Raw genomic sequence first — 22,745 nt, 5'->3', positions numbered from 1 at the left:
TCTACGTTGCAAGGTACACCTGGGTGTGCACGGGTTGCAGCCCCTCTATGAGTCTAGGTTGACCTTTATTTCTTCTTGTAACGAGATAAACTTAAATGGATGCACATCGAGCACATTTGCATACCAGCCGCGCACCGTGCGCCGCTGTACCGCGTGCAGTGCATGCAAACGCGAAAGCGGAAGCACAACTGCTTCCTGTAAGAGGATACGTTCTGCCTGCGCAAGAAGTTCCCAACGACGAAGCACGTGCGGTTCTGCTCCTGCGCGTGTCAGCAGTGCCTCAAATTCCTCATGGGTCCATCCGGTTGAGTGTGTCTTTGATCCCTTTCTAAACAGCTCCAGAAACGCCATCGGATCTGCAAAGTCCGCAACCCAAGACACGATTCTCACGTGGTATTTTTCATCCTGCACATATTCCCGGTACGTTTCAGGCCGCACTGCCCAGATTTCCACTGCAAGTGCGAGGGCTGTCCAGGCCTTCTGAAGTTCAAGTGCGAGTGCCCGGCACGCCTCGGTGTCGGAAACGAGAATTTTAAGAGGAGTACGGGCTGTCTTCCCACCTATCTTCGCTTCTGCTAAAAGCGCGCGTGCGCGCGCAGGATTGTATTCATGTACTACAGGCGGTACCGGGTAGCCGGTAAACGGAGTTACGAGCGTTCGTGCGGGAAATAAATAGCGCGCGGTAAGCTCCTCCACCGGAGTAGCTAAAAGCAGTGCCTTGCGCAGCGTGGCGTTGCACGTCGGCTCATGTGCCGTTTTAAAACACAGATACTCTGTTGCCAGAAGCGGTACGATCTGAAGTGTAGCTGCATCCTGCAAAGAACTGTGCTCCAGCGCTCCACTAATCCAATGGATGCTCCCATCGTTAAACCCCGCATCGCGCGCTGCAGGGTCTTGTGCAATGAGCGCCACGATGGCGTGGAGGGCAAGCGCGTCCCTGTCCCAGTAGCGGGTGTTAACACGCAACACCACGCGATCTGCTTGCATTTGTTGTAATTCAAAAGGACCGCTTGCGATAGGATGGAACGGCTTGTGTGCTGAGGCGCTTGCCGTACGCGCGTGCAGCGTGCCGACGCTTGCCAGTTGGGTGGGGTGGACTGCGGCAAATGCGTGGTGACAGAGCATCTGAATGAAGTGTCCTGCTGGGTACGCGAGCTTGACCACGAGTGTCTTTTTGTCTGACCCCTCTACGAGAATCCCAACCGTGTGAGAGTCAGCCGTAGTGCCGCTGCGGTACGCACGTGCCCCCTCAACTGCATCCAAAAAAGACGCATACGGCACATTCCATTCAGGATTTAACAAATTGAGCCAGGATTGCTGGAACGTCTCTGCAGTGATAGGGTCGCCGTTTTGAAAGAAAATCTGATCTCGTAAATAGAACGTCCACGTCAACCCATCGGTGCTTACCGACCAGTGTTGTGCGAGCGCCGGGATTGGGTGGAGATCGTACGGATCATAGGTGACAAGTCCCTCATATAGGGCTGTGAGCAGCTGTGCTTCGTCCACGCGCGATGCCACGTGCGGGTGTAGCACAGGCCTATACGGAGAAAAGGACACCACAAACTCTTTTCTTTCAGATCGAGGGAGCGGCGCGTGAGTCTTTTTTTTTTCGGAAGGAAAGAGAGGTAGGAGAAGAAGGGTACCTACTACCGTGAGAATGCCGCGGCGCGAGAGCCGCATTCTACGCACGGGCTACCCCTAAACGCTTCATATGTTTTTGCTCCTCTAGTTGCGAGGCATATTCTGCGCGGCACTTATTTGCCTTGGTTACAGAAGTGGTGATAGTTGTAACTTCAATCTTGACCCCTTTAATTTTCGCGCGCACATCAGACCTCACTGTCTTGTAGTACTCATCAAGACCTGCAAGCTGTTTAACCAGCGTATGCGCCTCTGCTACGTGTTTAAAAAGGAGCTCGAAGAGCTGCTCGTCCTTGAGCGCCATTAACTTTTCATGAATCGGAGTGTCTGGAGACACAAAACCCCGATACAGTTTGACACACCGGGCCAGCTCTTTTTGAAAGAGCTCAACGTTTACGCATTCCTTTTTCTGTATCTGTGTTGCCGGGTCGACGACGACAATTTCAACGTCCTTTGAACGCGTCTGAATGTTGAAAGCTTTGAGAAAGGCTAACACTACCTTTGAAAAGAAGGCCGCCTCAGACTGAGTCACGAGCTCCTCATTGAAGCGAATCTTTTCCAGAGCAGTATGAAAGTGGCTAGAAGTAGCTCCAAGCGATCTGAAACCAGAAAGTAGTACGGCGTGTGGATTGCGCATAGCACCGCGGCATCTTTTGGGTGCAGAAGATTCTTCAAACTCGCGGAGGATTGCAGCCCGCAGCTTTTCTGCGTTGGCAGAGAAGTCTTCTCTCAAAACCACGGTTGCCAACTCGCTGTAGAACGGATGGCCTTTTGCATTTTCTGAAAAGTTCTTTTTCATCGCGTCAAGCGCAACCTCTGGGTTGTTGACGTCCACCGTTGTCTCGTCCAAGCCATCCAGAGCATGCTGGCGAATAAGCAATTTGTAGCGCTCGCGATGAAACACCGAAAGGGACTTAAGTGCTGTGCTGATTACCTCATGGGCTTTTACTAGGTACTGCAACGAATCCCTCACCAGTCCTATCGAAATAGGATCAGCAGCGCCATAGAAAGATTGCACTATGTCAAATAGCCCACGTGTGTTCGCGTCTTTGGTGGTAGCAGTAAAATCTTTCCACATGAACGTACCGTTGAGCGCAACGAGCTTTGCAATACGTTTCGGGATTAGAAACTCCGAATCGAACCGGTAGTAGTTGTCCAAAAAACCGAGCATAGTCTGATAGTGCGAAAGGCGAGAACCAATGACCATCGGCTTCTCATTTTCCCCGTAGGGGGAAGTTTCTGGCAACTCAATCTCAGTCATCTTGCTGTCGTACTTGTACGCGTCATCGTGCAAGAAACCTTTTTGCAGCAAATTACTGCGAATTGCCTTTACCGCTGTGACCTGGACACGGTACTGCTCCAGCGCCTTTGGTAGGATGTCCCGATCGAGCTGCACCTTGCGCCGCGTAAGTGCTTCGGCAAGCCGATCCATATAGTTCTTGCGTTCTTCCATAGCCCCTACCGCACCGGCCGAGTGCTCTTCTAAAAGATGGTACCCATCCGTCTGCGAGCCGGATGTAAGAAATCAAAAAAACTGGGGGCATCCTATCACACCTTGCGCATGAGGTCAAGGGGACGCACGCGGCCCGCACGGAGCGCAGGAATGATGCATACCGCCAACGATAGGCATAGCGTGCCTCCTGCAACGCCACAGAGCGCGTGCACCGACAACACGATGGGAATGCGTTCCAGGTAGTGAGCAGGATCTAACAGATGAATGGGTGTCACCGGCACGTGCGCACTCGTGCGCAAAAAGAGTTGCCCTATGGCGTGTATCGCTGTGCGCCAGCTATTTAGCATCTGTTCTGCGAAAAGAAACATTTCGTTTACGTGAATCGCGCACCACATACCAAGCGGCAAACCAATAAGCAAACCGTACAACGCCGTGAGCAACCCTGCACTCAAAAAGATCAAAGCAATAACATGGGGAGGAGCGCCCATCGCTTTTAACATCGCAATTTCTTTACGCCGTTCTGTCATTAGCACCACCAGTACCGAAGAGATGTGCACTGACGCTACTAGCACTATCAAATACATAATGAATAACAATAACTTTCGTGATGTTCGGAAAGAATGAAATTGCGATCGATTCATGTCTTGCCACGTGTACGCACTAAAATGGCTCGGTAATTGTTCGTGTACTTGCTCAATAAAACGAGTCATCGCCTTAGCGTCAAACGCGTCGGCAGTTTTTACCACAAAAGAAAGTAGCGCAGATGCGGGGGAGAGAATTTTCATTCCCAGCGTGAGGGGGATAAATACCCACAACGCATCAAGCTCCTGATATCCGCAAGAAACAATACCTCCTACCACCGCGCGCACCATTTTGGGGACCGCACGACCTGTCCCTCCTTGCACGAGGGTGAGTATCTGGCACGTGTCCCCACAGCGCACCCCAATGCGCTCAGCGATGCGTTTTCCCAATATTAACGTGTGTACTCCCTGCGGCCTATCTACCAGTTCAAGTGAACCTTCGACGGTTAAAAATGGACGAAGTCCACGCTCACTAGAAAAAAAATCAGGGGGAACTGCGCGGATATTCCCCCCTGCACGCCCTGTTTTTCCGATTACAATACCATCTCCCTGAAGGTGCATCCATCGTGAGTGACAGTATGGGCCAAAGTCCTGCGCCATAAATGCATTAAATATGCGCTGCGCGTCTTCATATCGTTGCGTTGCCGTTTCATTGGGAGCAAGCGGCAGTATATCGATAAACTGGAGGTGACCCGATCCGAGTTCAATCATCCGTGTGGTGATCCCTTCAATCATTCCATCAGACACCACAAGGACAACAATGAGTGGGATGATGCTAATCCCGATGCCGAGCGCGGCACAGAAAAAACTTTTGCGCAAAAAGGAACGTCGTTTTCCTGCTACCGGAGTACCTGATAGAAAAGGTACTGGCGTAGGCAGTACGTGGTGCGCATCACCGTGTAGAGATGGGGTGTGCCCATATCCTGCGCACACTCCTGCGCAACGTAATGCACACATGAAAATAACTCGAATCAGATTCACCGCGGCGCACCTTTGTTTCATATGCGTATCAAACTTCCCTGCTGTAGCTGGTAACGGTAGTCGGTCATCGATGCAATACGTGGGTCGTGCGTTACAATGAGTAACGTCTTTTGATATTCCTCTGTCAGAGAGAACAGCAGATCCTGCACTATCAAAGCGTTCTTGGGATCCAAATTGCCAGTCGGTTCGTCCGCAAGAATTAGGGTGGGATCATTGATCAGTGCACGCGCAACTGCTGTCCGCTGTCTTTCTCCTCCTGACATTTGTGCAGGAAAATGATGGGCGCGCTGCACTACGCGTACTTTTTCTAGCAATTCGTATGCGCGTGCACGCACCTCACGGTAACTTTTTCCTGCGATAAGTCCAGGCAACATGACATTTTCAAGCGCAGTAAAATCCCTCAGTAGATGATGAAATTGAAAAACTAATCCTAAAAACTGTCTGCGGTATTCTGTCAGTGCGTGCTCATGCAAAGTGAGTACGTCGCATGAAAGCACTCTGACGATCCCCGAATCAGCGTGTTCCATTCCTCCAATAATATTCAGTAAGGTACTTTTACCGCAGCCGGATTCTCCGGTGATTGCAACCTTCACTGCACGCGGCACGCTAAATGATACGTCAGACAAAATCTGTATACGTTCTGTTGCGCAGCAGAAGCTTTTACTTACTTGTTCGACAGAAAGAATTGGGTCATTCATCGCGTAGCACCTCAGCCGGCTTGAGCAGGAGTATTTTACGCGTGGCAAGGTACGTTGCAACAGACGCAGAACCTGTGCCAAACAGAAATACAAACAGTACCTCCTGAAAGAAAATCTGCACGGGAATACGCTCCACGTTGTAAAAATATTGCGTACCAAACACACTGAAAGAAGGGGTTTTCGTTCCCGAGAAGAGGGAGAACAGGAAAAACGCAGAATTTACAGCAGTCTCAATGCACGCAATTATTTCGTTAACGTGGATAGTAATGAGCAATCCCAGGAGTACCCCCAAGAGAGAGCCCAAAAAGCCAATCATAATGCCATTGCCGATGAACAGAATCTGCACGTGACTGACAGGGGCGCCAAGTGAAACGAGCATAGCAATTTCTTCCTTTCGAGTGCGAATAGAGCGGCGCATGCTGTGATAAATGTTTACGGTTACCACCATAAAAATCAAAATGACAAGAAGTATCATGACGTTCTTCTCTATGCGGAGCGCACTAAAAAAAGCACGGTTGTACTCCCGCCAGGATTCTGCCTTGAGATCAGGAATGTGTTGTGCAAGAAAGAAAAGGTAGCGATCGTCTCGCTCATGGTTATTTAGTTTGACTGCCGCGGTAATATCAGGCGTCGTACCAAATAAAGTGGTGCCCATGTCCAGAGGAATGTACGCAAACGTGGAATCTACTTCGTGGTATCCCGATTTGAAAATGCCCGTTACCGTAAGTTTATTCCAGCCTGGCATTATCTTTTGTGTATCACTTCCTGACAGGGCAAGCGTGTCAACCTGATCTCCGGTACGTACCGAAAGGTGGCGCGCCAGTTCATATCCGAGCACAATGGAGTGCTTTTTACTCAAATTAAAACTTCCGGATGTTATCGGGAGTGCACGCGCCAGCAACCTATCCCGATGGAAGATATCTGCAGGAACTGCACGCACAAGCGCACCGTGTTGCCGATAATAGTTGCCTTGCAATAAGGCATGCGCTTCTATAAATGGATAAAAGGATTGATAGCCGCCTAACGTCTCTGCACGTTTTACTGCGTCAACACTGCCATATACACGAACGTGTGCAGAACTCACCTGTAAAATGGTGCCAATAAAACCCTGCTGGAAGCCGTTCATAACCGAAAGGATGACAATTAAGGTAAGTGCCCCAAAGGCAATGCCTAATATAAAAAAAAGACTGGTAATCGCGTTCGCACTCCGCGCGCGCACTGAATTTAATCTGCGCACCATAAAACACATCCACCGCAGCGTTTGCACGTGGGTGTTACTCATCGTGTACTTCCTTTGTAGAGTAAATTTCCTTCCCACGCTCAAATACCTGCACGTCCTGCGCACCTTCCTTTTGGTGAATTATTGCCTGTAATACGCCGTTGCGATAACGTTTTTCTAACACGTCTACCTTTCCACGATATTCATACGTAATGCGTTCATTCCCTCGAGCAGTTGTTTCTTCCTTTTCACATATACGCGCGTGCGCGTCATACCGATAGGTGCGTGCGTATACCAGTACCCCGCGCGTGTGCATTTCGTACGCGACGATCTTTCCGGAAAAATTATAGCGCGCGCGGATACGTGTGTGTGGTGTGGTAATTATTTTTTCACAGGGAAACAGCCGGTCCCCGACATAGTGCCAGTGAACGGTATGCAGTAGCTGTGCCCCTTCGTACAGAACTGCAGAGGATGGACGCTGACGCGAGTCAAACGTTTCGTGATACCAGCGATTGGCGGACGCGTGGGCACGTCCTGCCTCTTCCATGTGTACAAAATCGGCGTGTGATGAGGAATCTGCACCGCCTGTGCTGACGTGCGCTCTTTCGAACGCGTGTTCCAGTTCCTTCTCAAACGGATCTGCTTCATTGGGTGCTTCCTCAGGGGAGGTCACTGCGTAGCTGGAGGAATCAAGCGGAGTGTCTGTTTTTTGCGCCTGTGTCTGTTCTGCAAAGGTCCACGCGGCAGGAACAGCACTGTGCGCGCACACGGCCGCACACAGGTGCACTGCAATCCCGCTGCTGTACATCCAGCCATACCGGGGTCGAATCATCGTTCTCCGTGCAGGAACGAGGAAACAAACTCGCGCGCGTTCGCTTCAACCAAGTCTGTATAGCGCTCCCCCCACCCTAAAAAGGCTAATGGAATACCTAACTCTTGCATGATGGAAAAAACTGCTCCCCCTCGTGCGCGTGTGTCGCATTTTGCAAGGAGCAGTGCATCCACGCCAATAGCTTCGTGAAACGTTTGCGCTTGACGAAATGCATTTTGACCGGTGGTGGCATCTAATACCAATATCTTGCGGTATGCATCTGCGCTCACCTTTGTCTGCGCAATACGGTCGATCTTTTGCAGCTCCGCTATGAGGTGCGTCTTATTGTGCAGTCGCCCTGCGGTGTCAACGAGTAAAAGACCGCGCTTTTGCGCGCGCAAGGCTTCTCCTGCGTCAAATACCACTGCAGCAGGATCTTTTCCCCCCGGGTGCGCAATGACGCGCACGCCTAGCTGTGCACCGTGGTGTGCGAGTTGTTCTGCCGCTGCTGCGCGGAACGTATCTGCGGCGGCAAACAGTATCGGATGCACCTTCTGGGTCTGATAGTACGCTGCAAGCTTTGCAGCAGAAGTGGTCTTCCCGCTCCCGTTAACCCCAAGTAGGAGATACAGTGAGCACTGGTTCGGATTTGGTGCAAGATGGGTAACGCGTACGCACGATTCCATAATTTCCGCAAAGAGCGTGCGCAGTGCGTCTTCCGTATGTACAGAACGTGTGCGCGCGGCGTTTCGAAGCTGTGTGCAAAAGCTCTCTGCCGTCGAAAGACTCAGGTCGCCTTCGATGAGCAGCTCTTCAAGCGCGCTAAAAAACGTTTCGTCCAGAGGCGCCTGTCCACCGAGCAGGCGTCGTATTTTCTGTGCTAGGTTTCCTAAACCCACCTTCACGCTCCTTTAGGAATCTTCTTCCTGATCTTCTTCTGCCTCGTCGCGGTGCGTTAATGTTTGTATGTCTTTGTCCGCGCGGGGACGTACTGCCTGTGGCGCGTTGTGCATCACCGCGTTCAAATAGCGCGCAGCGTGCACGATGAAATTAATGCTCAGGATAACCGCCACTCCTACTGCTACCCCCGTGCCGATGAGCAGGTGCTGGCTTTTACGTTCTAATGCGCCCGTGCCGGCCGGTGCAGGAGGGGGAGGAGGTTGCGCGCTTGCAGCTTTTGCGCGTTCTAGCGCCTGATGCGTGTCTGCAAGCGTGGAGCCGAGAATGAGCGCGATGGGAACGGCAATGCAGAGGGCTCCAAAAGACCAGTATGCTACGTCCCTTTTGTACGCAAGATCCTGTGTTGCGTTTGGGTTAGGCGCAGGCAACACGAGCGTGCTCGGCTGAGAGTTAGGAAATGTGCCGCGTTCAATGAAGGCAAACGAACGCGCGCCTGCCGGTCCGACGGTGAAAATTTCGCGCAAGTCAGTAACCACGGTGCTGAAGGGAGTGACTCCCACTGAGCGTGCGCCAGAAAAGATAGGTGCTGCGCTGTTGTCAGTAAGCTGCACGCGCACACGATGTTGTGGACGGGCAACTAAACGCACCCGTAGTGAAAAGGCAGGTCGGTTTTCAATGTATATTTCCTTTGTGGCAGAAAAGTATCCTGCAGCAGACACGTCCACCACGTAGCGGCCCGGGTATGAGATAAGAGGTTTGGAAAGGTCTTCTACCGGCACGCCCTGAAACGAAAGACGTGCATGCGGAGGATGTACGTCAAACACAATGCGCACCGGTTGTGCGTTTTCAATGGCACTGCGCAATTGTGCAGACAGCGTGTGCATAAGACGCGGCAGTTCTCGGTAGGGACCTGCGAGCGTGAATTCCCGCGTGGGTTCTGCTTCTAGCCCTGTAGAAAGATAGAGAGATATGCGCACGTAACCGGCGACGTCTACGAGTTTTCCCGTAACCAGTGCAGAAAGTTTTTTTTGCCGTAAATGGGTGGCAAGGTGAAAGCGCTCAGGCAGTGCATGCGGTTCGTTTTGCGCACCTAAGACGAGCACCTCTGCCTGGAGCCAGGGACGGAAAAACCGCGCGCGTGCGGTGCGCACTTCCACACGGGCACGCTCGATTTCTTGCTCCTTCTCTTTGATTTGCTTTTCAAATGCTGCCGTACGCAGACGGCGCGCGTGATCGCTGACAGGGTGCAAGGAAACAAAATCACGCGCGCGCTGTAAATGTGCACGTTCTTTGAGCCGGGCGTGGTAGGCTTCTTCGTGGGGCAAGGCGGCGCGCTCGCGCTGTTCAGCTTCAGAAAGAAAATGACGGAGGGGTAATTTTTTTAGTTCAATAAAGAGTAGCTCCCGCGCAGGACGCACGTAGCGCTGAAAAATCTTTGGAATACCGTGAAAGGTAAAGTCTGCAACGGCAAGGCGCCACTTTTCCTTGGGGATTACGTGATCGGGGCGCGGGCGGGGACGGGCGGGGGCAGGAGGCGTAGACAGCAGCTGCGCAGCAGTCGTACGGGCGGTTGCGAAAAGAGGGTGTGTCGGCGCTGCAGGTGATGCTAGAAAGGAAGAGGCAGGAGGGTGACGCTGACGCGCGGACAGGAAAGAGTCAAAGGACGGCGCCGGTGCCGTTGCACTAAACGCGACCGCGATTTGGGGAAAGAAAAGCAGTGCTGCAAATGATTGCGCGTAACTCCCGTTCACTGTGGTTCTACACACTGGGTACTGGTACACAGAAACTCCAAGTAGGAACGGATGAACGGTTCTAACGCTCCGTCCATGACTGCGTGAATATTCCCCGTTTCGCACTTGCTGCGGTGATCTTTAACCATGGTGTAGGGATGAAAGACGTACGAGCGAATCTGATTTCCCCACGAAATATCCTTCTTTTCAGAAGCAAACCGTTGATGTTCCTGCTGTTTTTTTTGCCGTTCATAGGCGTACAGGCGGGCGCGTAACAAGCTCAGCGCCGTTGCACGGTTGCTGATTTGGCTGCGCTCGTTCTGGCAGGTGACTACTATCCCTGTAGGCAGATGCGTGATGCGCACGGCAGAGTCCGTTTTATTGACATGTTGACCGCCTGCTCCCCCTGAGCGGTAGGTATCTACCCGCATGTCTTCGCTCCGTATGTGCACCTCAACGTGATCGTCTAATACGGGGAAGACGTAGGTGGAGGTAAAAGAGGTATGTCTGCGCGCGGCAGAGTCAAACGGACTGATGCGCACGAGCCGGTGTACCCCCGTTTCTCCCTTGAGAAAACCAAAGGCGTGTGACCCGCAAATTTTTAACGTCACCGATTTTACTCCCCCTTCTGACTCAAGTAAGTCAACTATGTGTACGCAAAAGCTGCGCCGCTCTGCCCAGCGCGTGTACATGCGCATGAGCATCTGTGCCCAGTCGCAGGCCTCCACTCCTCCTGCGCCGGAGTGGATGGTAACAAACGCGTCGAGGCGGTCTACCTCTTCGTGCAGGAGACGGGTAAGCGATGCCTCTTCGAAACGAGCAGAAATGTCTGAAAAAAGGGAGGAAAGTTCTGGCTCCAGCGATGCGTCTTGCGCCTCGCGGGCAAGCTCGTACAACGCGCGCAGATCTGCGCTCTCACGGCGCAGCGCACGCCACGGCTCAAGCGTTGCGCGTAGCGTTTTCAGTTCCGCTAACAGCGCTTCGGCACGCGCGCGTTCGCTCCAAAAGTCAGGCGCTGCTGCAGCAGCCTCAAGCGTTGCTATGCGCGCCTCGTATGCGGCAACGTCAAAGACTCCCCCATACTTCCTGCACGCGCGCCTCGAGGGCGGTGATTTGTGGACCAAATTCTTCGATTTCCATTGCCTTTTCCTTTCTGTGTATGGAGAAAACGCCTGAGGCCTCCTCCGCTATGGGGATCGAGGGGGTGAGGGTTCTTCCTCGTCTTTCTCAAGCGTAATACCTGCGGTGCGCAGATGTTCTTCGATGAGTGTGCGGACTGACTGCGCATCTGAAAGCTGCACGGCTGCACGTGCACAGTGCTCTGCATCAGAGACTGAAATGCGTGATAAGAACGTGTGCAGCGTCTCGATGCGTGAAGAAGGCACACTCAACGCTCGCAGGCCGAGCCCCGCCAGAAGAAAGAGCGCAGTTTCATCTTCAGCCATGGCGCCGCACATGACCACGCGTCCGATTCCCTGTTCTCCAAAAGAAATACCGGGACGTTGCCGCAGATGTCTGTGCGCATGTATTACGTGCTGGATAAGACGGAGGAGTGCCGGGTGGAAGTAATCGGCATAGCTGCTGACCTGTTCGTTTTCTCGATCGGCGGCGAACACGTACTGGGTTAAGTCGTTCGTCCCTATGGAAAAAAAATCCACGTGGGGAGCGAAGTCTGCTGCCATCAGTGCCGAAGCGGGCGTTTCGATCATAATGCCGAGTGCTACCCGATCGGGTGTACTCACGTGCGCGCGGGCACACTCGTCGGCTACCTCAGAGATGAGGTCGGCGACGGCGTGAATTTCTTCCACCCGTGAAACCATGGGGATGAGAATGCGCAGCGTCCCTTCTGCACATGTTGCGCACGCTCCGGCGCGGAGCATTGCACGAAGCTGCACTTTCAGGAGCTCAGGATGTGCGAGGCAGTAGCGGATGCCTCGTAACCCTAAAAGAGGATTGCGCTCCGAAGCGGTGTGTGCACACGGTTCAGCAGCGTCCGAGAGTGCGCACATTCGCGCAGGGTCTGGCACCAGTTTGTCTGCACCAAGGTCAAACGTTCGAAGCACGACGGGGAGTCCTCTCATTGCCTGCAGCGCGCGCGTGTAGGCAGAGCACTGCGTCTCTTCATCTGGGAAGCGGTCGGATCCGAATAGCAAGAACTCCGAACGGAACAGTCCGATGCCTGCTGCTCCGAGCGCAGCAGCTGCACACGCTTCCTGGGGCATAACGATATTTGCCCCGACTTCAAAACGGATACCGTCACTTGAGTAAGTGCGCAGCGGTGCGTTTAGCACACAGGCGGCCGGGGGACTCTGTTCAGCTGTACTGGTGTGTTTGACGGTGAGGAAAGGGTGAGGCATGCGCGTGCGCAGCGCGCGCACGTCGGGATTTACGGTGAGGGTTCCTAGAGCGTCAGTTTTTCCCCCACTGCTTTCAGCATCGAGGAGTGCGCGCAGCGCCTCATCGGTGGCACGAGCAGTTTGCCGCACACGGAGCACGTACTGTGCAACGTCTTTACATCCCTGTGCACTGACGAGCAGGGGAAGACTCCACGCGCGCGCCATGATGGCGACATGGCTTGTTACGCTGCCACCTTCGGTTACCAAACCAGCGATATTTGCCTCGTGCAGGCGCAGTGCGTGCGCAGGTTGTACGTGAGCGGCAACCACGATGGATCCTGGGGGAACGGCGCTAAAGTCAGGCTCCCAGGGGGAGTGTGGGGTGCTATTTCCAATCCCTTGTGTTGGCAAAGAGCTTCCTGCGGTGGGTGTGGTGTCATGCGCAAGTGCGTCGAAGACACCGCTAAACGCGTCTCGGATATCGGCTGCCCGGGCACGCAGGTACTCGTCTGAGGTAGCAGAGAGGGCATCTGTCACGTGGGTAATTGCCTTGCGCAAAGCAGTTTCTGCATCGCAGGAACAAGAGCGCAGCGTTTCCTCTACGGTAGCTATGAAGGCCGCGTCGGCCAGCATTTCTGCTTGGCCACTGAGCACGGCATACTCGGGTGCAGGCTCGTCTCCGGATGCTTTTGCGCGCACTGAATCGAGCAGGTTCTGCAGCGAGGCGCGCGCATATGAAAGTGCGTTGCGCAAGCGGGCAATTTCCTGCGATGGGGGGCGCAGGCGGGATCCGCCAGGGCGGGAGCGGGTAGGTAGCAGGGTATCGAAGCAAAAGACTGGACCGATGGCGCATCCTGCTGAGGCAATAATGCCGGTGATAGGGGGAATGGTGCGCATGGCTCTGAGCATAGCGGATCCTCCCAAAAAGAGGAAGGACGCGCCTGTGTGTGCTCTGCATAAGACGTTGACAATCCCTGTGGGGCGTGCCTATACTCAGGCCCTCTATACGGAGGTGTAATCGTGAAAGTGAAATACGCACTACTTTCTGCCGGAGCGCTGCAGTTGTTGGTTGTAGGCTGTGGCTCGTCTCATCATGAGACGCACTATGGCTATGCGACGCTAAGCTATGCGGACTACTGGGCCGGGGAGTTGGGGCAGAGTAGGGACGTGCTTTTGGCGGGTAATGCCGAGGCGGACCGCGCGGGGGATCTCGACGCAGGCATGTTCGATGCAGTTTCTCGCGCAACCCACGGGCATGGCGCGTTCCGTCAGCAATTTCAGTACGCGGTTGAGGTATTGGGCGAAAAGGTTCTCTCGAAGCAGGAGACCGAAGACAGCAGGGGAAGAAAAAAGTGGGAGTACGAGACTGACCCAAGCGTTACTAAGATGGTGCGTGCCTCTGCGTCATTTCAGGATTTGGGAGAGGACGGGGAGATTAAGTTTGAAGCAGTCGAGGGTGCAGTAGCGTTGGCGGATCGCGCGAGTTCCTTCATGGTTGACAGCGAGGAATACAAGATTACGAACGTAAAGGTTCACGGTATGAAGTTTGTCCCAGTTGCGGTTCCTCATGAATTAAAAGGGATTGCAAAGGAGAAGTTTCACTTCGTGGAAGACTCCCGCGTTACGGAGAATACCAACGGCCTTAAGACAATGCTCACTGAGGATAGTTTTTCTGCACGTAAGGTAAGCAGCATGGAGAGCCCGCACGACCTTGTGGTAGACACGGTGGGTACCGGTTACCACAGCCGTTTTGGTTCGGACGCAGAGGCTTCTGTGATGCTGAAAAGGGCTGATGGCTCTGAGCTGTCGCACCGTGAGTTCATCGACTATGTGATGAACTTCAACACGGTCCGCTACGACTACTACGGTGATGACGCGAGCTACACCAATCTGATGGCGAGTTATGGCACCAAGCACTCTGCTGACTCCTGGTGGAAGACAGGAAGAGTGCCCCGCATTTCGTGTGGTATCAACTATGGGTTCGATCGGTTTAAAGGTTCAGGGCCGGGATACTACAGGCTGACTTTGATTGCGAACGGGTATAGGGACGTAGTTGCTGATGTGCGCTTCCTTCCCAAGTACGAGGGGAACATCGATATTGGGTTGAAGGGGAAGGTGCTGACCATAGGGGGCGCGGACGCGGAGACTCTGATGGATGCTGCAGTTGACGTGTTTGCCGATGGACAGCCTAAGCTTGTCAGCGATCAAGCGGTGAGCTTGGGGCAGAATGTCCTCTCTGCGGATTTCACTCCCGGCACTGAGTACACGGTTGAGGTTAGGTTCAAGGAATTCGGTTCTGTGCGTGCGAAGGTAGTGGCCCAGTAGAAGAGGGGTGTCCTATCCCGTGTGTCTTAAGCGTGTTTGGCTTTTGAAGCGTGGACACGCTTTGTTTCTGTTCCGTCTGTAAATATCTTGTAAGCTACGAGGAGCGAGAATGTCTGCATTGTTTTCCTTGGTTGCGGTGTACGTGCTTGTGTGCGCGCTGCACAAACAGATTAAAAAGTACGCGTCTGTCTGCTACCTCGGCAGTGCGTGTGTCAGTGTTGCGGTTGTCTGTGTCGTGTGGAGCGGCGCAACCAAGGGGAATTTTGGCGTGCGTGTGCTTCTGCATCCGCTGACGAGTGCGAGTTTTTCCACCGCGATCTTTACATTTGTGATGTGCGCGAGTGTGCTGAAGAACGGTTTGCTCAAGCAGCGTGTCATGGGGTTGCGTGCGGAACTGGCCATCACCGCGGCGATTCTCACTCTCGGGCATAACATCGCGCATGGAAGGGACTACCTGGTGCGTCTGTGCGGGAGTACCGGGGATTTGTCTACAGGGTTTCTTGTCGCGGGTGCTGTCAGCATGGTCCTCGTTCTTTTGATGAGCATTTTGGCGGTAACGTCTTTCAAGGTAGTGCGCAGGCGCATGGGCGCAAAGACATGGAAGCGTGTGCAACGCCTTGCATATCTCTTTTACGGGCTTACGTATGTGCACCTTTCCTTTATCCTCCTACCGACCGCTTTGAGGGGGTATATCCCGAGTGTCGTCTCCTACGTGTTGTATACCGTCATTTTTGCCACGTACGCGTTGCTGCGTGTCCGCAAGGCGTTGGGAAAGCGGAAGGGTGCTTGCGCGTTGTGCTCCGCGGCGGTTGCTGTGTCCTTCGTTGCGTTCGTCTTGGGCGCGTCTCACATGGTCAGGCACACGAGGCGTGCGCACACGGAGAGGACTACGCGTGCAAAGGCGCGGAAGTGTTCTCCTGCAGAGATGAAGGACGGCGTCTATGAGGCTAGCGCGCAGGGTCACAACGGAAAGCTAAGTTTGAGGGTGACAATCTCGCAGGGTAGGATTGAAGCTGTCACCGTCGTGGGGCACAGCGACGATGATCCTTATGCCTCCTGGGCGGTAGAGGGTGTCTCGGCGGCAATTGTAGGGGCTCAGTCTACCGATGTCGATGTGGTGAGTGAGGCAACTTCCACTAGCGAGGCAATAATTCGGGCCGTGGAGAAAATTCTCCAGCAACCGCAACCGTAGATCTAAGAAGAGCGGCGGTGGGATGTGCTTGTTTGTCTTCGTTTTGCTGGGCGCGTGCGGGGGTCGGTGTGTCTGTGAGTAAAGGTTTAAGGGGTACGCTCATTGGTGTGGGCGTCTCATTGGCTTTCCTGTTGGTGGTATATCGCCTCTTCGCGGGGAGCTATAACCGTATGATCTCGCTTGATGAGGCTGTCAAAAGTGCCTGGAGTCAGGTAGAGGCGGTCCTGCAGAGGCGCTTAGATCTGATCCCCAACTTGGTCTCGACGGTCAAGGGTTATGCAGAACATGAGTCGGATACGCTGAAGCGTGTTGCGGAAGCGCGTTCGCGTGCCGGTGGCGTTATGCAGGTGGGTGAAAGCGCACTCTCTGATCCGGAAAAGTTTGCTCGGTTTCAGCGTGTCCAAGCAGAAATAGGCGGTGCACTCGGGCGTTTGTTGCTTGTCAGCGAGCAGTATCCTGCCTTGCGCGCAAACGAGAGTTTTCTTGCGTTGCAAAGTCAGCTTGAAGGAACTGAAAATCGTATCTCTGTGGAGCGGACGCGCTACAATCGCGCCGTCCAGGAATACAACGCCTATATCCGTTCTTTCCCACGCAGTGCGGTGGCGCGTTGGGGTAATTTCAGCTCCCGCCCGTACTTTACGGCACATGAGGGGGCTGTTGCTGCGCCTCGCGTTCGGTTTTGAGTGTGTGCGTTGCCGCGCCAAGAGCGGTGTGGTTTTCTTTGCGTAGGATCGGTGATCTTCTCTCATGGCTCGTGGGGAGTAAGGGGGTTCGTGGGTCTTTTTGTGCCGATCCTGTCCCTCGTGTGGATGGCGCGCACGGTGGCGATGACCCGAGGCGGGAGGAGGACGCGTCGGGCGCTTTTCATATTCCCCGTTTTGCTGCTCGGTTAGGACTGGACTCTGCAGGACTGCTGCGTATCCAACGTACGGTGGCTCGTGTCGAAGGACACACTGACGGAGAGGTGGCGCTCGCTCTTATCAAGGAAAGTGATTCGTACTCGGTCTATGAGCTGTTTTTCGCACTCGTACTTGCTGGCGCCTGTTTTTGCGTTCAGCTGAGCATGGTGTCGGTGCTTGAACAAGCGTTTGCGCGTTTCTTTTGGGCGCCGCCATCGTGGTATATGCCGGCGTTTATGGTAGCGTCGAGTGTGGCAGCGTGTGTACTTTTTTTCTTTATCGCAAACATTCCGTGGGTGGATCGCGCGCTGGTACCGGGACCTCTCAAGCAGCAAAAGAGCTATGCGCGCGCGGTGCGCCACTTTGTGGAAAGTGGTGTGTGCAATACGCGCAATCGCACGGGGATTCTCATCTTTATTTCTGTGTTGGAGCGGCGTGTGCTGGTGCTCGCAGACGTGGGGGTGAGCGCGTACGTGCCTGCCCGTGAATGGACTGAACTGTGTCAAATAATTACTGCGGGGTTGCGCTCGCGTCGTGCAGCGGACGCCTTATGTGAGGCACTTACCCGTGTGGAACAGGTGCTCGCTACGCGGATGCCACCTCAGAAAAAAAGTTCCAACGAGTTACCGGATGGGTTAGTGATTTTGAGTCACTAGAATTGAATCGGTGTTCTGCGTAGTGTGATTCCACTAGGTAAGCGGCATGGGCATTCTGCTGTGGCCGTGTGTTCGCGGGGTGTTTCTGTGTTCAGAGGAGAGAAGGCGATGGATGGGGTGCGGGGGCGCCTGAGTGCCCTGCGTTCGCTGATGCGTGCGCAAGGGGTAGATATTTGTTATATCTCCGGTGAGAACGCGCATGGGCAGATAGATGGTGCGCGTGAATATTTTTCTGGATTTACAGGCTCTGCAGGAATAGTGGTGGTGACCGCACAACGTGCGTTTTTGTGGACAGATGGACGGTATTTTATCCAGGCTGAGCGTGAGCTGTCGGCATGTGAAGTGTGCCTTTTTCGTACAGGGCAGGCGGGCGTACCTCGGGTAACTGAGCTTTTGCGTACAGAACTCCGTGCTTTTTCATCCGGGCCTGGGCACGGAGGGGGAACGCTCGCAGTGGATGGCCGTACGATTTCTGCGGCTGTATGGGAGCAGTTTCAGCAGGAGCTTGTGGATGTATCGCTTCGCCTAGACTTTGATGGGGCGCTCCTGCTACCGCAGGAGCATCGCGTTTCCGTAGTTCCTTCCCCTGCGTTTTTGTTGGATGAGCGCTACACGGGGTTGAGTGCGGCGCAAAAGCTCACCCAACTGCGCGCAGCGCTCAGTGCACGCAGCTGTGATGCAACGGTGTTGTCCACATTGGATGATGTGTGCTGGCTCACCAATGTGCGCGCACACGATGTGCCGTGTACACCGCTGTTGGTGGCATACATGGTCGTCACGCACACCCGTGCCTTTCTTTATGTGGATATGCGCAAAATTTCTTCTGCATTGCATCAAGCTTTGTATGCGCAGGGCGTTGAGTGTATGCCGTACGATACTTTTTTTGATCAGGTGTGTGCGCGCTGTGCGGATCAGGAACCGACGGTACATGCTGTGGGGAAAGGAAGAGCAGGAGTGCAGGAAGTGGCAGGCAGAACGCCAGTGGTGTTGTTGGACTTTGAGCGTTCGTGTGCTGCACTGGTGGATCTCTTTCGTGCATCGCCGCAGGTGTGTAGACCGCAGGTGGAACGATCCGCTCCTTCCGGTTCGTTATCTTCTGTGCTGGGCATAGAAGAGGATGGTACTGAGACCAGCAGAGGTGGGAAAAGTGCATGTGCGTTGCAGTCTGCACGCGACGCTCTGGCAGCAGGGAAAGAAAAGGAGAACAAAGAGGAGCGGGGACAGACCATGTGCTTCTCCGTTTGTCGTGGACTTTTGCCAACTGTAGCGCTCAAAGCATTAAAGAACGACACCGAGCGAGCCAATGTGCACCAGGCAATGATACAGGATGGGATTGCGCTGGTAAAAACGCTGCAGTGGGTGTACCAGCAGCTTGACGTGGGTGCAGACGTTGATGAATGCGCTGTAGCGGAGTTTGTACGTGCTGCCCGGGCGGTGTCTCCGTCTTTCATTGAAGAAAGCTTTCACACCATTGCAGGATACGGGGCGAACGCAGCAATGGTGCATTACCGCCCCGTGCGTTTTTCAGCTTTACACCCTGCTGCGGGTCAAACGGCAGCACTGCTTCGCGCGCGTGGTTTTTTATTATTGGATTCTGGCGCGCATTATCGTGAGGGTACCACCGATGTGACGCGCACGCTGGCTCTCGGTCCTTTGACAGATGTGCAGCGTGCAGACTACACGCTGGTATTGCAGGCGCACAGTGCGCTTGCGCGTGCGCGCTTTCCTGCAGGGACCAGTGGGGCGGTGCTCGACGGAATTGCCCGGGCTCCGCTGTGGGCACAGGGACGAGACTACCCACATGGGACGGGGCATGGGGTGGGTTTTTGTCTTTCAGTGCATGAGGGTCCCTATAGTATTTCTCCGAGTGCTCCCGGGAGAGGAGGAACTGCACGAGGCATTGGGGCAGAGCACACGGGAGATCCTCCCTTTTTTTCTGAGGAGGCGGCGTGGCAGCTGCGCCCGGGTATGCTCCTTTCCAATGAGCCTGGGGTGTATGTGGCTGGCTCTCATGGCGTGCGCATAGAAAATCTTATGTGGGTGGTACAGGCGCATGAGTCTGACGCGCAGTGTGTGTGGAAGGAAGGAGGGGAGGGAAAGGAGGAGAACGCGGCGGCGCGTGAGTGTACGGGTGCAGATAGGATGCAACCGTCACGATGCCGAAGTTTCTATGGATTTCAAACTGCAACGCTGTGTCCAATTGACACGCGGCCGCTCGTGCGAGAACGATTGCACGATGAAGATATTGCGTGGCTGAATGCCTATCACCTACGGGTGTATGTAACGCTCGCGCCGTTTTTAGATGCGCGTACGCGCGCCTTTTTGCGCACGTGCTGTCGTGCGCTATAGCGTTTTCCTGTTGATTGGTGTTATACGCAGATCTTGATTTTTGATCATAAAGGACATTAGCTTAGGCGGGTGCACTGCATGTGGTGTCTGAAAAGATGTCCGCGGGCAAGAGGAGGGAATTGTGATTACGATTTTCGAAGCGCTTGAGCGTGTGCGCGTCATTCCGGTGGTGACGCTTGAGCGCGTGGAAGACGCAGTGCCGCTTGCACGCGCCTTGATAACAGGTGGTATCAGGTGTATGGAAGTAACATTTCGAACGTTGGTTGCTGCGGAGGCGATTGCGGCAATCCGTCAGGAATGTGCTGATGTGTTACTTGGTGCAGGAACCGTACTGACGGTAGAGCAGGCGCAGCAGGCGCAGGCAGCAGGTGCGCAGTTTGTGGTCAGTCCCGGTTTTAATCCGCGGGTTGTTGCGCACTGTTTGGGGCATGGCGTTCCGATCATACCGGGGATAGCATCTGCAACAGAAATTGAGCGTGCGCTTGAGTTTGGTATTTCGGTAGTAAAGTTTTTCCCCGCTGAGCTTTTGGGAGGTACGGCAATGATGAGTGCGCTCGCACGTCCCTACACGGCGGTGCGTTTTGTGCCTACGGGGGGAATTCATCTTAATAATCTTGCTGAGTATGTGGCGCATCCTCGGGTGCTCGCCTGTGGGGGCAGTTGGATGGTACCGGCGCAGTCAATAGCGGCAGGAGATTTCTCGCAGGTTACTGCACTTTCTCAGCAGACGTTACAGATTGTCGGGGTAATGTAGGGGGTGGTGGCTCAAACGTTGTCTTTCTCAGAGAGGGCACGTATACTGCCGGCGGCACTCAGGTGCGGGAGGTAACTGGTGCGCAGAAACTCGAGGACGATGGCAAAGATAGTGGCGCTGCTTGCGCTTATTCTTTTGCTCATATTGGCAGGTTTTATTTGGTTTGATTATTTAGGAGTCCTCGATGCAAAGCGGGCGATTTCTCCGTTGTACCGTCTTTTTGGACGTTCGGTGCCGGAGGGAGTTGTGTCGACTGCTGATCCGGATTTGGATGCGGATCGTTATGCCAAGCGTCTTGAGGCGCTCGGGGAGCGTGCAGAGGAATTAGATAAAAAGGACGCTGAGCTACAGGAAAAGGAAAAGGATCACGAAAGGGTTTCTCAGGAGTTGGATGAGCGTCTGCGCGCGCTTGAGGATAAGGAGAAATCCTACAACTTGCTTGTTGCGGAGACAAACGAGCGTCGCGGGAATGTGCGTAAGATTGCAGAATACGTCAGTGGTATGCCTCCGGAGAGTGCGGTAAAGATTCTGCTGAAAACTGATGATCAAGATGTGATTGAAGTGTTTCGTATGGTGGATGCGGCCGCTCGGCAAAGGGGTGTTAACTCTCTTGTGCCGTATTGGCTTTCTCTTATGCCTCCTGACAGGGCAGCTGAGATTCAGCGGAAGATGGCAAATAAACCTGCTGACTTTCCCTAGGCGGTTTATACCAACTTGATAAAGTGCTCTTATGTTTTTTTCTCTCCTTTCGCCGGCTGCTTTTCTGTTTATTTTTTTTATCCTGTATTGGTACGTTTTCCGCACCGCGACGCAGCGGGTCGTTGTGCTGCTTGTAGCAAACTTTCTTGCTATTGCAGCTTTTGATATTCGCTTCTGCATTCCGTATCTCGTTTTAAGTGCGTTAGCCTACAGCTGTGGGTTGCTCATACTCATGCAGAAAAGTTTCTTATGGAGAAAAGTCCTGCTCATTGCGGGTACCTTGTTGCAGATACTTTTCTTTTGTCTTTTTAAACATTTCTCTGATATGCTCTCGCTCGTGCGTGCATTTGCTCCTGCATATTTTGCGCAGCACACATGGCACCAACATGTAAAAGACTGGAATATATGGCACCCAGTGGGTATTTCGTACTGTACATTCAAATGTATGAGCTATGTGTTTGACGTGTATCTGTGCAAGATACGCAGAAGAGAGCCGTTTGCACGTGTGCTTTTGTATGTGTCTTTTTTTCCTCAAATGATTTCAGGACCTATTGCAAACGCATCGCATTTTTTTACACGTCTGCCGCACAATTTGCGCGCTGGTGAAAGCCCCTTAGATCGTCCTATCCACTTTGATCGTGCGGTGGTATTACTGTACACGGGGTTGGTCAAGAAAGTTATTTTTGCAGATTTTCTTTCTATACTTGTGACTGATAAAATTTTTACGCTTCCTTCCGCATACAGTAGCACCGAGTTGCTCTTTGGCCTCATCAGTTACAGTGCGGTTTTATACTGCGATTTTTCTGGGTACAGTGACCTGGCAATTGCAGTTGGGTTGCTTTTTGGGTTTGAAACACCGGCGAACTTCAAACGCCCTTACATATCTCAGTCAGTTACTGAATTTTGGAGACGCTGGCATATTTCCTTTTCTCAATGGTTGAAAGAGTATTTGTATTTCTCACTTGGGGGTTCACGTTTTGGGATCAAAAGAACGGTGTGTGCACTTTTTTTTACCATGCTGATCGCAGGTCTCTGGCATGGCGTACGCTTGACGTTTCTGTTGTGGGGTATGGCGCAGGGTGTGGCTTTGGTAATTGAGCGGGTGTATAGGGAAAAAAGACGGGTGAACGGTGCGAATGCCTTTGGATCAAGTAGTGTGATGGGAAGATGGAAAGCGCGTGCTATGCGGTGTATACGCGTCAGTGCATTGTTTCTTTTTGTCAGTGTTGGATGGCTTATTTTTCGCGCACCGTCTTTTGCAGAAGTGTGGCGGTACGTTACCTTGCTGTTCCGAGGAAGTTGGCATGGGCCATTCCAAGTTATCACGCCATTTACCGCGTTGCTCGCGCTGTGTGCACTGTGTGTACAACTCCCTTCAGATCGTACGCGTGCGCGCGCGTTTGCTTGCTACTGCGCAGTGCCCTTACCCGTAAAGGCTTTGTGTGCGGCGTTCTTTTTCTTTGTACTGTCGGTTATGACTCCATCAGGTATTGCGCCCTTTATTTATTATAGTTTTTAGCGAAG

At 53.4% G+C, this 22,745-nt stretch carries 18 protein-coding genes; 8 read left to right on the top strand and 10 right to left on the bottom strand.

The features are described from left to right. Positions 1-45: 45 nt before the first annotated feature. The 10 genes from TPANIC_RS02880 to TPANIC_RS02835 all read right to left on the bottom strand — a co-directional run bounded on the left by TPANIC_RS02880 (position 46) and on the right by TPANIC_RS02835 (position 13,256). On the bottom strand, positions 46-1,689 hold the full coding sequence (locus TPANIC_RS02880; RefSeq protein WP_010882031.1) for a peptide ABC transporter substrate-binding protein: 1,644 nt from the start codon (positions 1,687-1,689) through the stop codon (positions 46-48). Beyond that, the gene (locus TPANIC_RS02875; RefSeq protein ID WP_010882030.1) at positions 1,682-3,091 is read right to left on the bottom strand and encodes a hypothetical protein; all 1,410 of its coding nucleotides are present in this window, start codon (positions 3,089-3,091) and stop codon (positions 1,682-1,684) included. The genes TPANIC_RS02880 and TPANIC_RS02875 overlap by 8 nt, the downstream gene beginning before the upstream one ends. Positions 3,092-3,186: 95 nt before the next feature. Next, positions 3,187-4,674 (bottom strand): ABC transporter permease, encoded by a 1,488-nt coding sequence (locus TPANIC_RS02870; protein ID WP_010882028.1) that lies wholly within the window; start codon positions 4,672-4,674, stop codon positions 3,187-3,189. Beyond that, complete coding sequence (locus tag TPANIC_RS02865) at positions 4,671-5,351, bottom strand: ABC transporter ATP-binding protein (RefSeq protein ID WP_010882027.1); 681 nt, start codon at positions 5,349-5,351, stop codon at positions 4,671-4,673. Before TPANIC_RS02865 ends, TPANIC_RS02870 begins: the two co-directional genes overlap by 4 nt. Beyond that, the gene (locus TPANIC_RS02860) at positions 5,344-6,633 is read right to left on the bottom strand and encodes an ABC transporter permease (protein WP_010882026.1); all 1,290 of its coding nucleotides are present in this window, start codon (positions 6,631-6,633) and stop codon (positions 5,344-5,346) included. Before TPANIC_RS02860 ends, TPANIC_RS02865 begins: the two co-directional genes overlap by 8 nt. Then, positions 6,626-7,402, bottom strand: a complete 777-nt coding sequence (locus tag TPANIC_RS02855) for a hypothetical protein (protein ID WP_010882025.1) — start codon at positions 7,400-7,402, stop codon at positions 6,626-6,628. Before TPANIC_RS02855 ends, TPANIC_RS02860 begins: the two co-directional genes overlap by 8 nt. Continuing rightward, positions 7,399-8,280 carry a signal recognition particle-docking protein FtsY gene (gene ftsY, locus TPANIC_RS02850; RefSeq protein WP_014505541.1) on the bottom strand — a complete coding sequence of 294 codons (882 nt, stop codon included), beginning with the start codon at positions 8,278-8,280 and terminating at the stop codon, positions 7,399-7,401. Before ftsY ends, TPANIC_RS02855 begins: the two co-directional genes overlap by 4 nt. Positions 8,281-8,292: 12 nt before the next feature. Next, positions 8,293-10,137, bottom strand: coding sequence for a hypothetical protein (locus TPANIC_RS02845; protein WP_010882023.1), 1,845 nt, complete (start codon positions 10,135-10,137; stop codon positions 8,293-8,295). After that, positions 10,029-11,151 (bottom strand): peptide chain release factor 2 gene (prfB, locus tag TPANIC_RS02840; RefSeq protein ID WP_099156385.1). Its coding sequence is split into 2 segments (ribosomal slippage): positions 10,029-11,078 and positions 11,080-11,151, totalling 1,122 coding nucleotides; the frame shifts between segments, so codons are not numbered across the junction. Before prfB ends, TPANIC_RS02845 begins: the two co-directional genes overlap by 109 nt. A 47-nt stretch (positions 11,152-11,198) precedes the next feature. Further along, positions 11,199-13,256 carry a phosphoenolpyruvate--protein phosphotransferase gene (locus TPANIC_RS02835; protein ID WP_014342807.1) on the bottom strand — a complete coding sequence of 686 codons (2,058 nt, stop codon included), beginning with the start codon at positions 13,254-13,256 and terminating at the stop codon, positions 11,199-11,201. A gap of 111 nt (positions 13,257-13,367) precedes the next feature. Between TPANIC_RS02835 and TPANIC_RS02830 the strand changes: the two genes are divergently transcribed. From TPANIC_RS02830 to TPANIC_RS02795, 8 genes are all read left to right on the top strand, one after another. Continuing rightward, complete coding sequence (locus TPANIC_RS02830) at positions 13,368-14,672, top strand: penicillin-binding Tp47 domain A-containing protein (RefSeq protein ID WP_010882021.1); 1,305 nt, start codon at positions 13,368-13,370, stop codon at positions 14,670-14,672. A 109-nt stretch (positions 14,673-14,781) separates the two neighbouring features. After that, on the top strand, positions 14,782-15,864 hold the full coding sequence (locus TPANIC_RS02825; protein WP_010882019.1) for an FMN-binding protein: 1,083 nt from the start codon (positions 14,782-14,784) through the stop codon (positions 15,862-15,864). 17 nt (positions 15,865-15,881) lie between these two features. Next, positions 15,882-16,547 carry a LemA family protein gene (locus TPANIC_RS02820; RefSeq protein ID WP_010882018.1) on the top strand — a complete coding sequence of 222 codons (666 nt, stop codon included), beginning with the start codon at positions 15,882-15,884 and terminating at the stop codon, positions 16,545-16,547. 38 nt (positions 16,548-16,585) lie between these two features. After that, on the top strand, positions 16,586-17,419 hold the full coding sequence (locus TPANIC_RS02815) for a TPM domain-containing protein (RefSeq protein ID WP_235214007.1): 834 nt from the start codon (positions 16,586-16,588) through the stop codon (positions 17,417-17,419). A 24-nt stretch (positions 17,420-17,443) separates the two neighbouring features. Beyond that, positions 17,444-19,768, top strand: coding sequence for an aminopeptidase P family protein (locus tag TPANIC_RS02810; RefSeq protein WP_010882016.1), 2,325 nt, complete (start codon positions 17,444-17,446; stop codon positions 19,766-19,768). A 121-nt stretch (positions 19,769-19,889) separates the two neighbouring features. Further along, on the top strand, positions 19,890-20,522 hold the full coding sequence (locus TPANIC_RS02805; protein WP_010882015.1) for a bifunctional 4-hydroxy-2-oxoglutarate aldolase/2-dehydro-3-deoxy-phosphogluconate aldolase: 633 nt from the start codon (positions 19,890-19,892) through the stop codon (positions 20,520-20,522). Positions 20,523-20,621: 99 nt separating this feature from the next. After that, positions 20,622-21,221, top strand: coding sequence for a periplasmic-type flagellar collar protein FlbB (locus tag TPANIC_RS02800; protein ID WP_013945205.1), 600 nt, complete (start codon positions 20,622-20,624; stop codon positions 21,219-21,221). A gap of 31 nt (positions 21,222-21,252) precedes the next feature. Next, entirely contained in the window at positions 21,253-22,740 is a 1,488-nt protein-coding gene (locus TPANIC_RS02795; RefSeq protein WP_010882013.1) for an MBOAT family O-acyltransferase, read from the top strand. Positions 22,741-22,745: the final 5 nt, after the last annotated feature.

The organism is Treponema pallidum subsp. pallidum str. Nichols (assembly GCF_000410535.2).
Taxonomy (GTDB): domain Bacteria; phylum Spirochaetota; class Spirochaetia; order Treponematales; family Treponemataceae; genus Treponema; species Treponema pallidum.
This window is presented reverse-complemented; position numbering and strand designations above follow the sequence as displayed.

Excerpts from the sequence above, each read along its gene's own strand:
- TPANIC_RS02875 (WP_010882030.1), bottom strand. The coding sequence starts at position 3,091 with ATGGAAGAACGCAAGAACTATATGGATCGGCTTGCCGAAGCACTTACG.
- TPANIC_RS02870 (WP_010882028.1), bottom strand. The coding sequence starts at position 4,674 with ATGAAACAAAGGTGCGCCGCGGTGAATCTGATTCGAGTTATTTTCATG.
- TPANIC_RS02865 (WP_010882027.1), bottom strand. The coding sequence starts at position 5,351 with ATGAATGACCCAATTCTTTCTGTCGAACAAGTAAGTAAAAGCTTCTGC.
- TPANIC_RS02860 (WP_010882026.1), bottom strand. The coding sequence starts at position 6,633 with ATGAGTAACACCCACGTGCAAACGCTGCGGTGGATGTGTTTTATGGTG.
- TPANIC_RS02855 (WP_010882025.1), bottom strand. The coding sequence starts at position 7,402 with ATGATTCGACCCCGGTATGGCTGGATGTACAGCAGCGGGATTGCAGTG.
- TPANIC_RS02835 (WP_014342807.1), bottom strand. The coding sequence starts at position 13,256 with ATGCTCAGAGCCATGCGCACCATTCCCCCTATCACCGGCATTATTGCC.
- TPANIC_RS02825 (WP_010882019.1), top strand. The coding sequence starts at position 14,782 with ATGTCTGCATTGTTTTCCTTGGTTGCGGTGTACGTGCTTGTGTGCGCG.
- TPANIC_RS02800 (WP_013945205.1), top strand. The coding sequence starts at position 20,622 with ATGGCAAAGATAGTGGCGCTGCTTGCGCTTATTCTTTTGCTCATATTG.
- TPANIC_RS02795 (WP_010882013.1), top strand. The coding sequence starts at position 21,253 with ATGTTTTTTTCTCTCCTTTCGCCGGCTGCTTTTCTGTTTATTTTTTTT.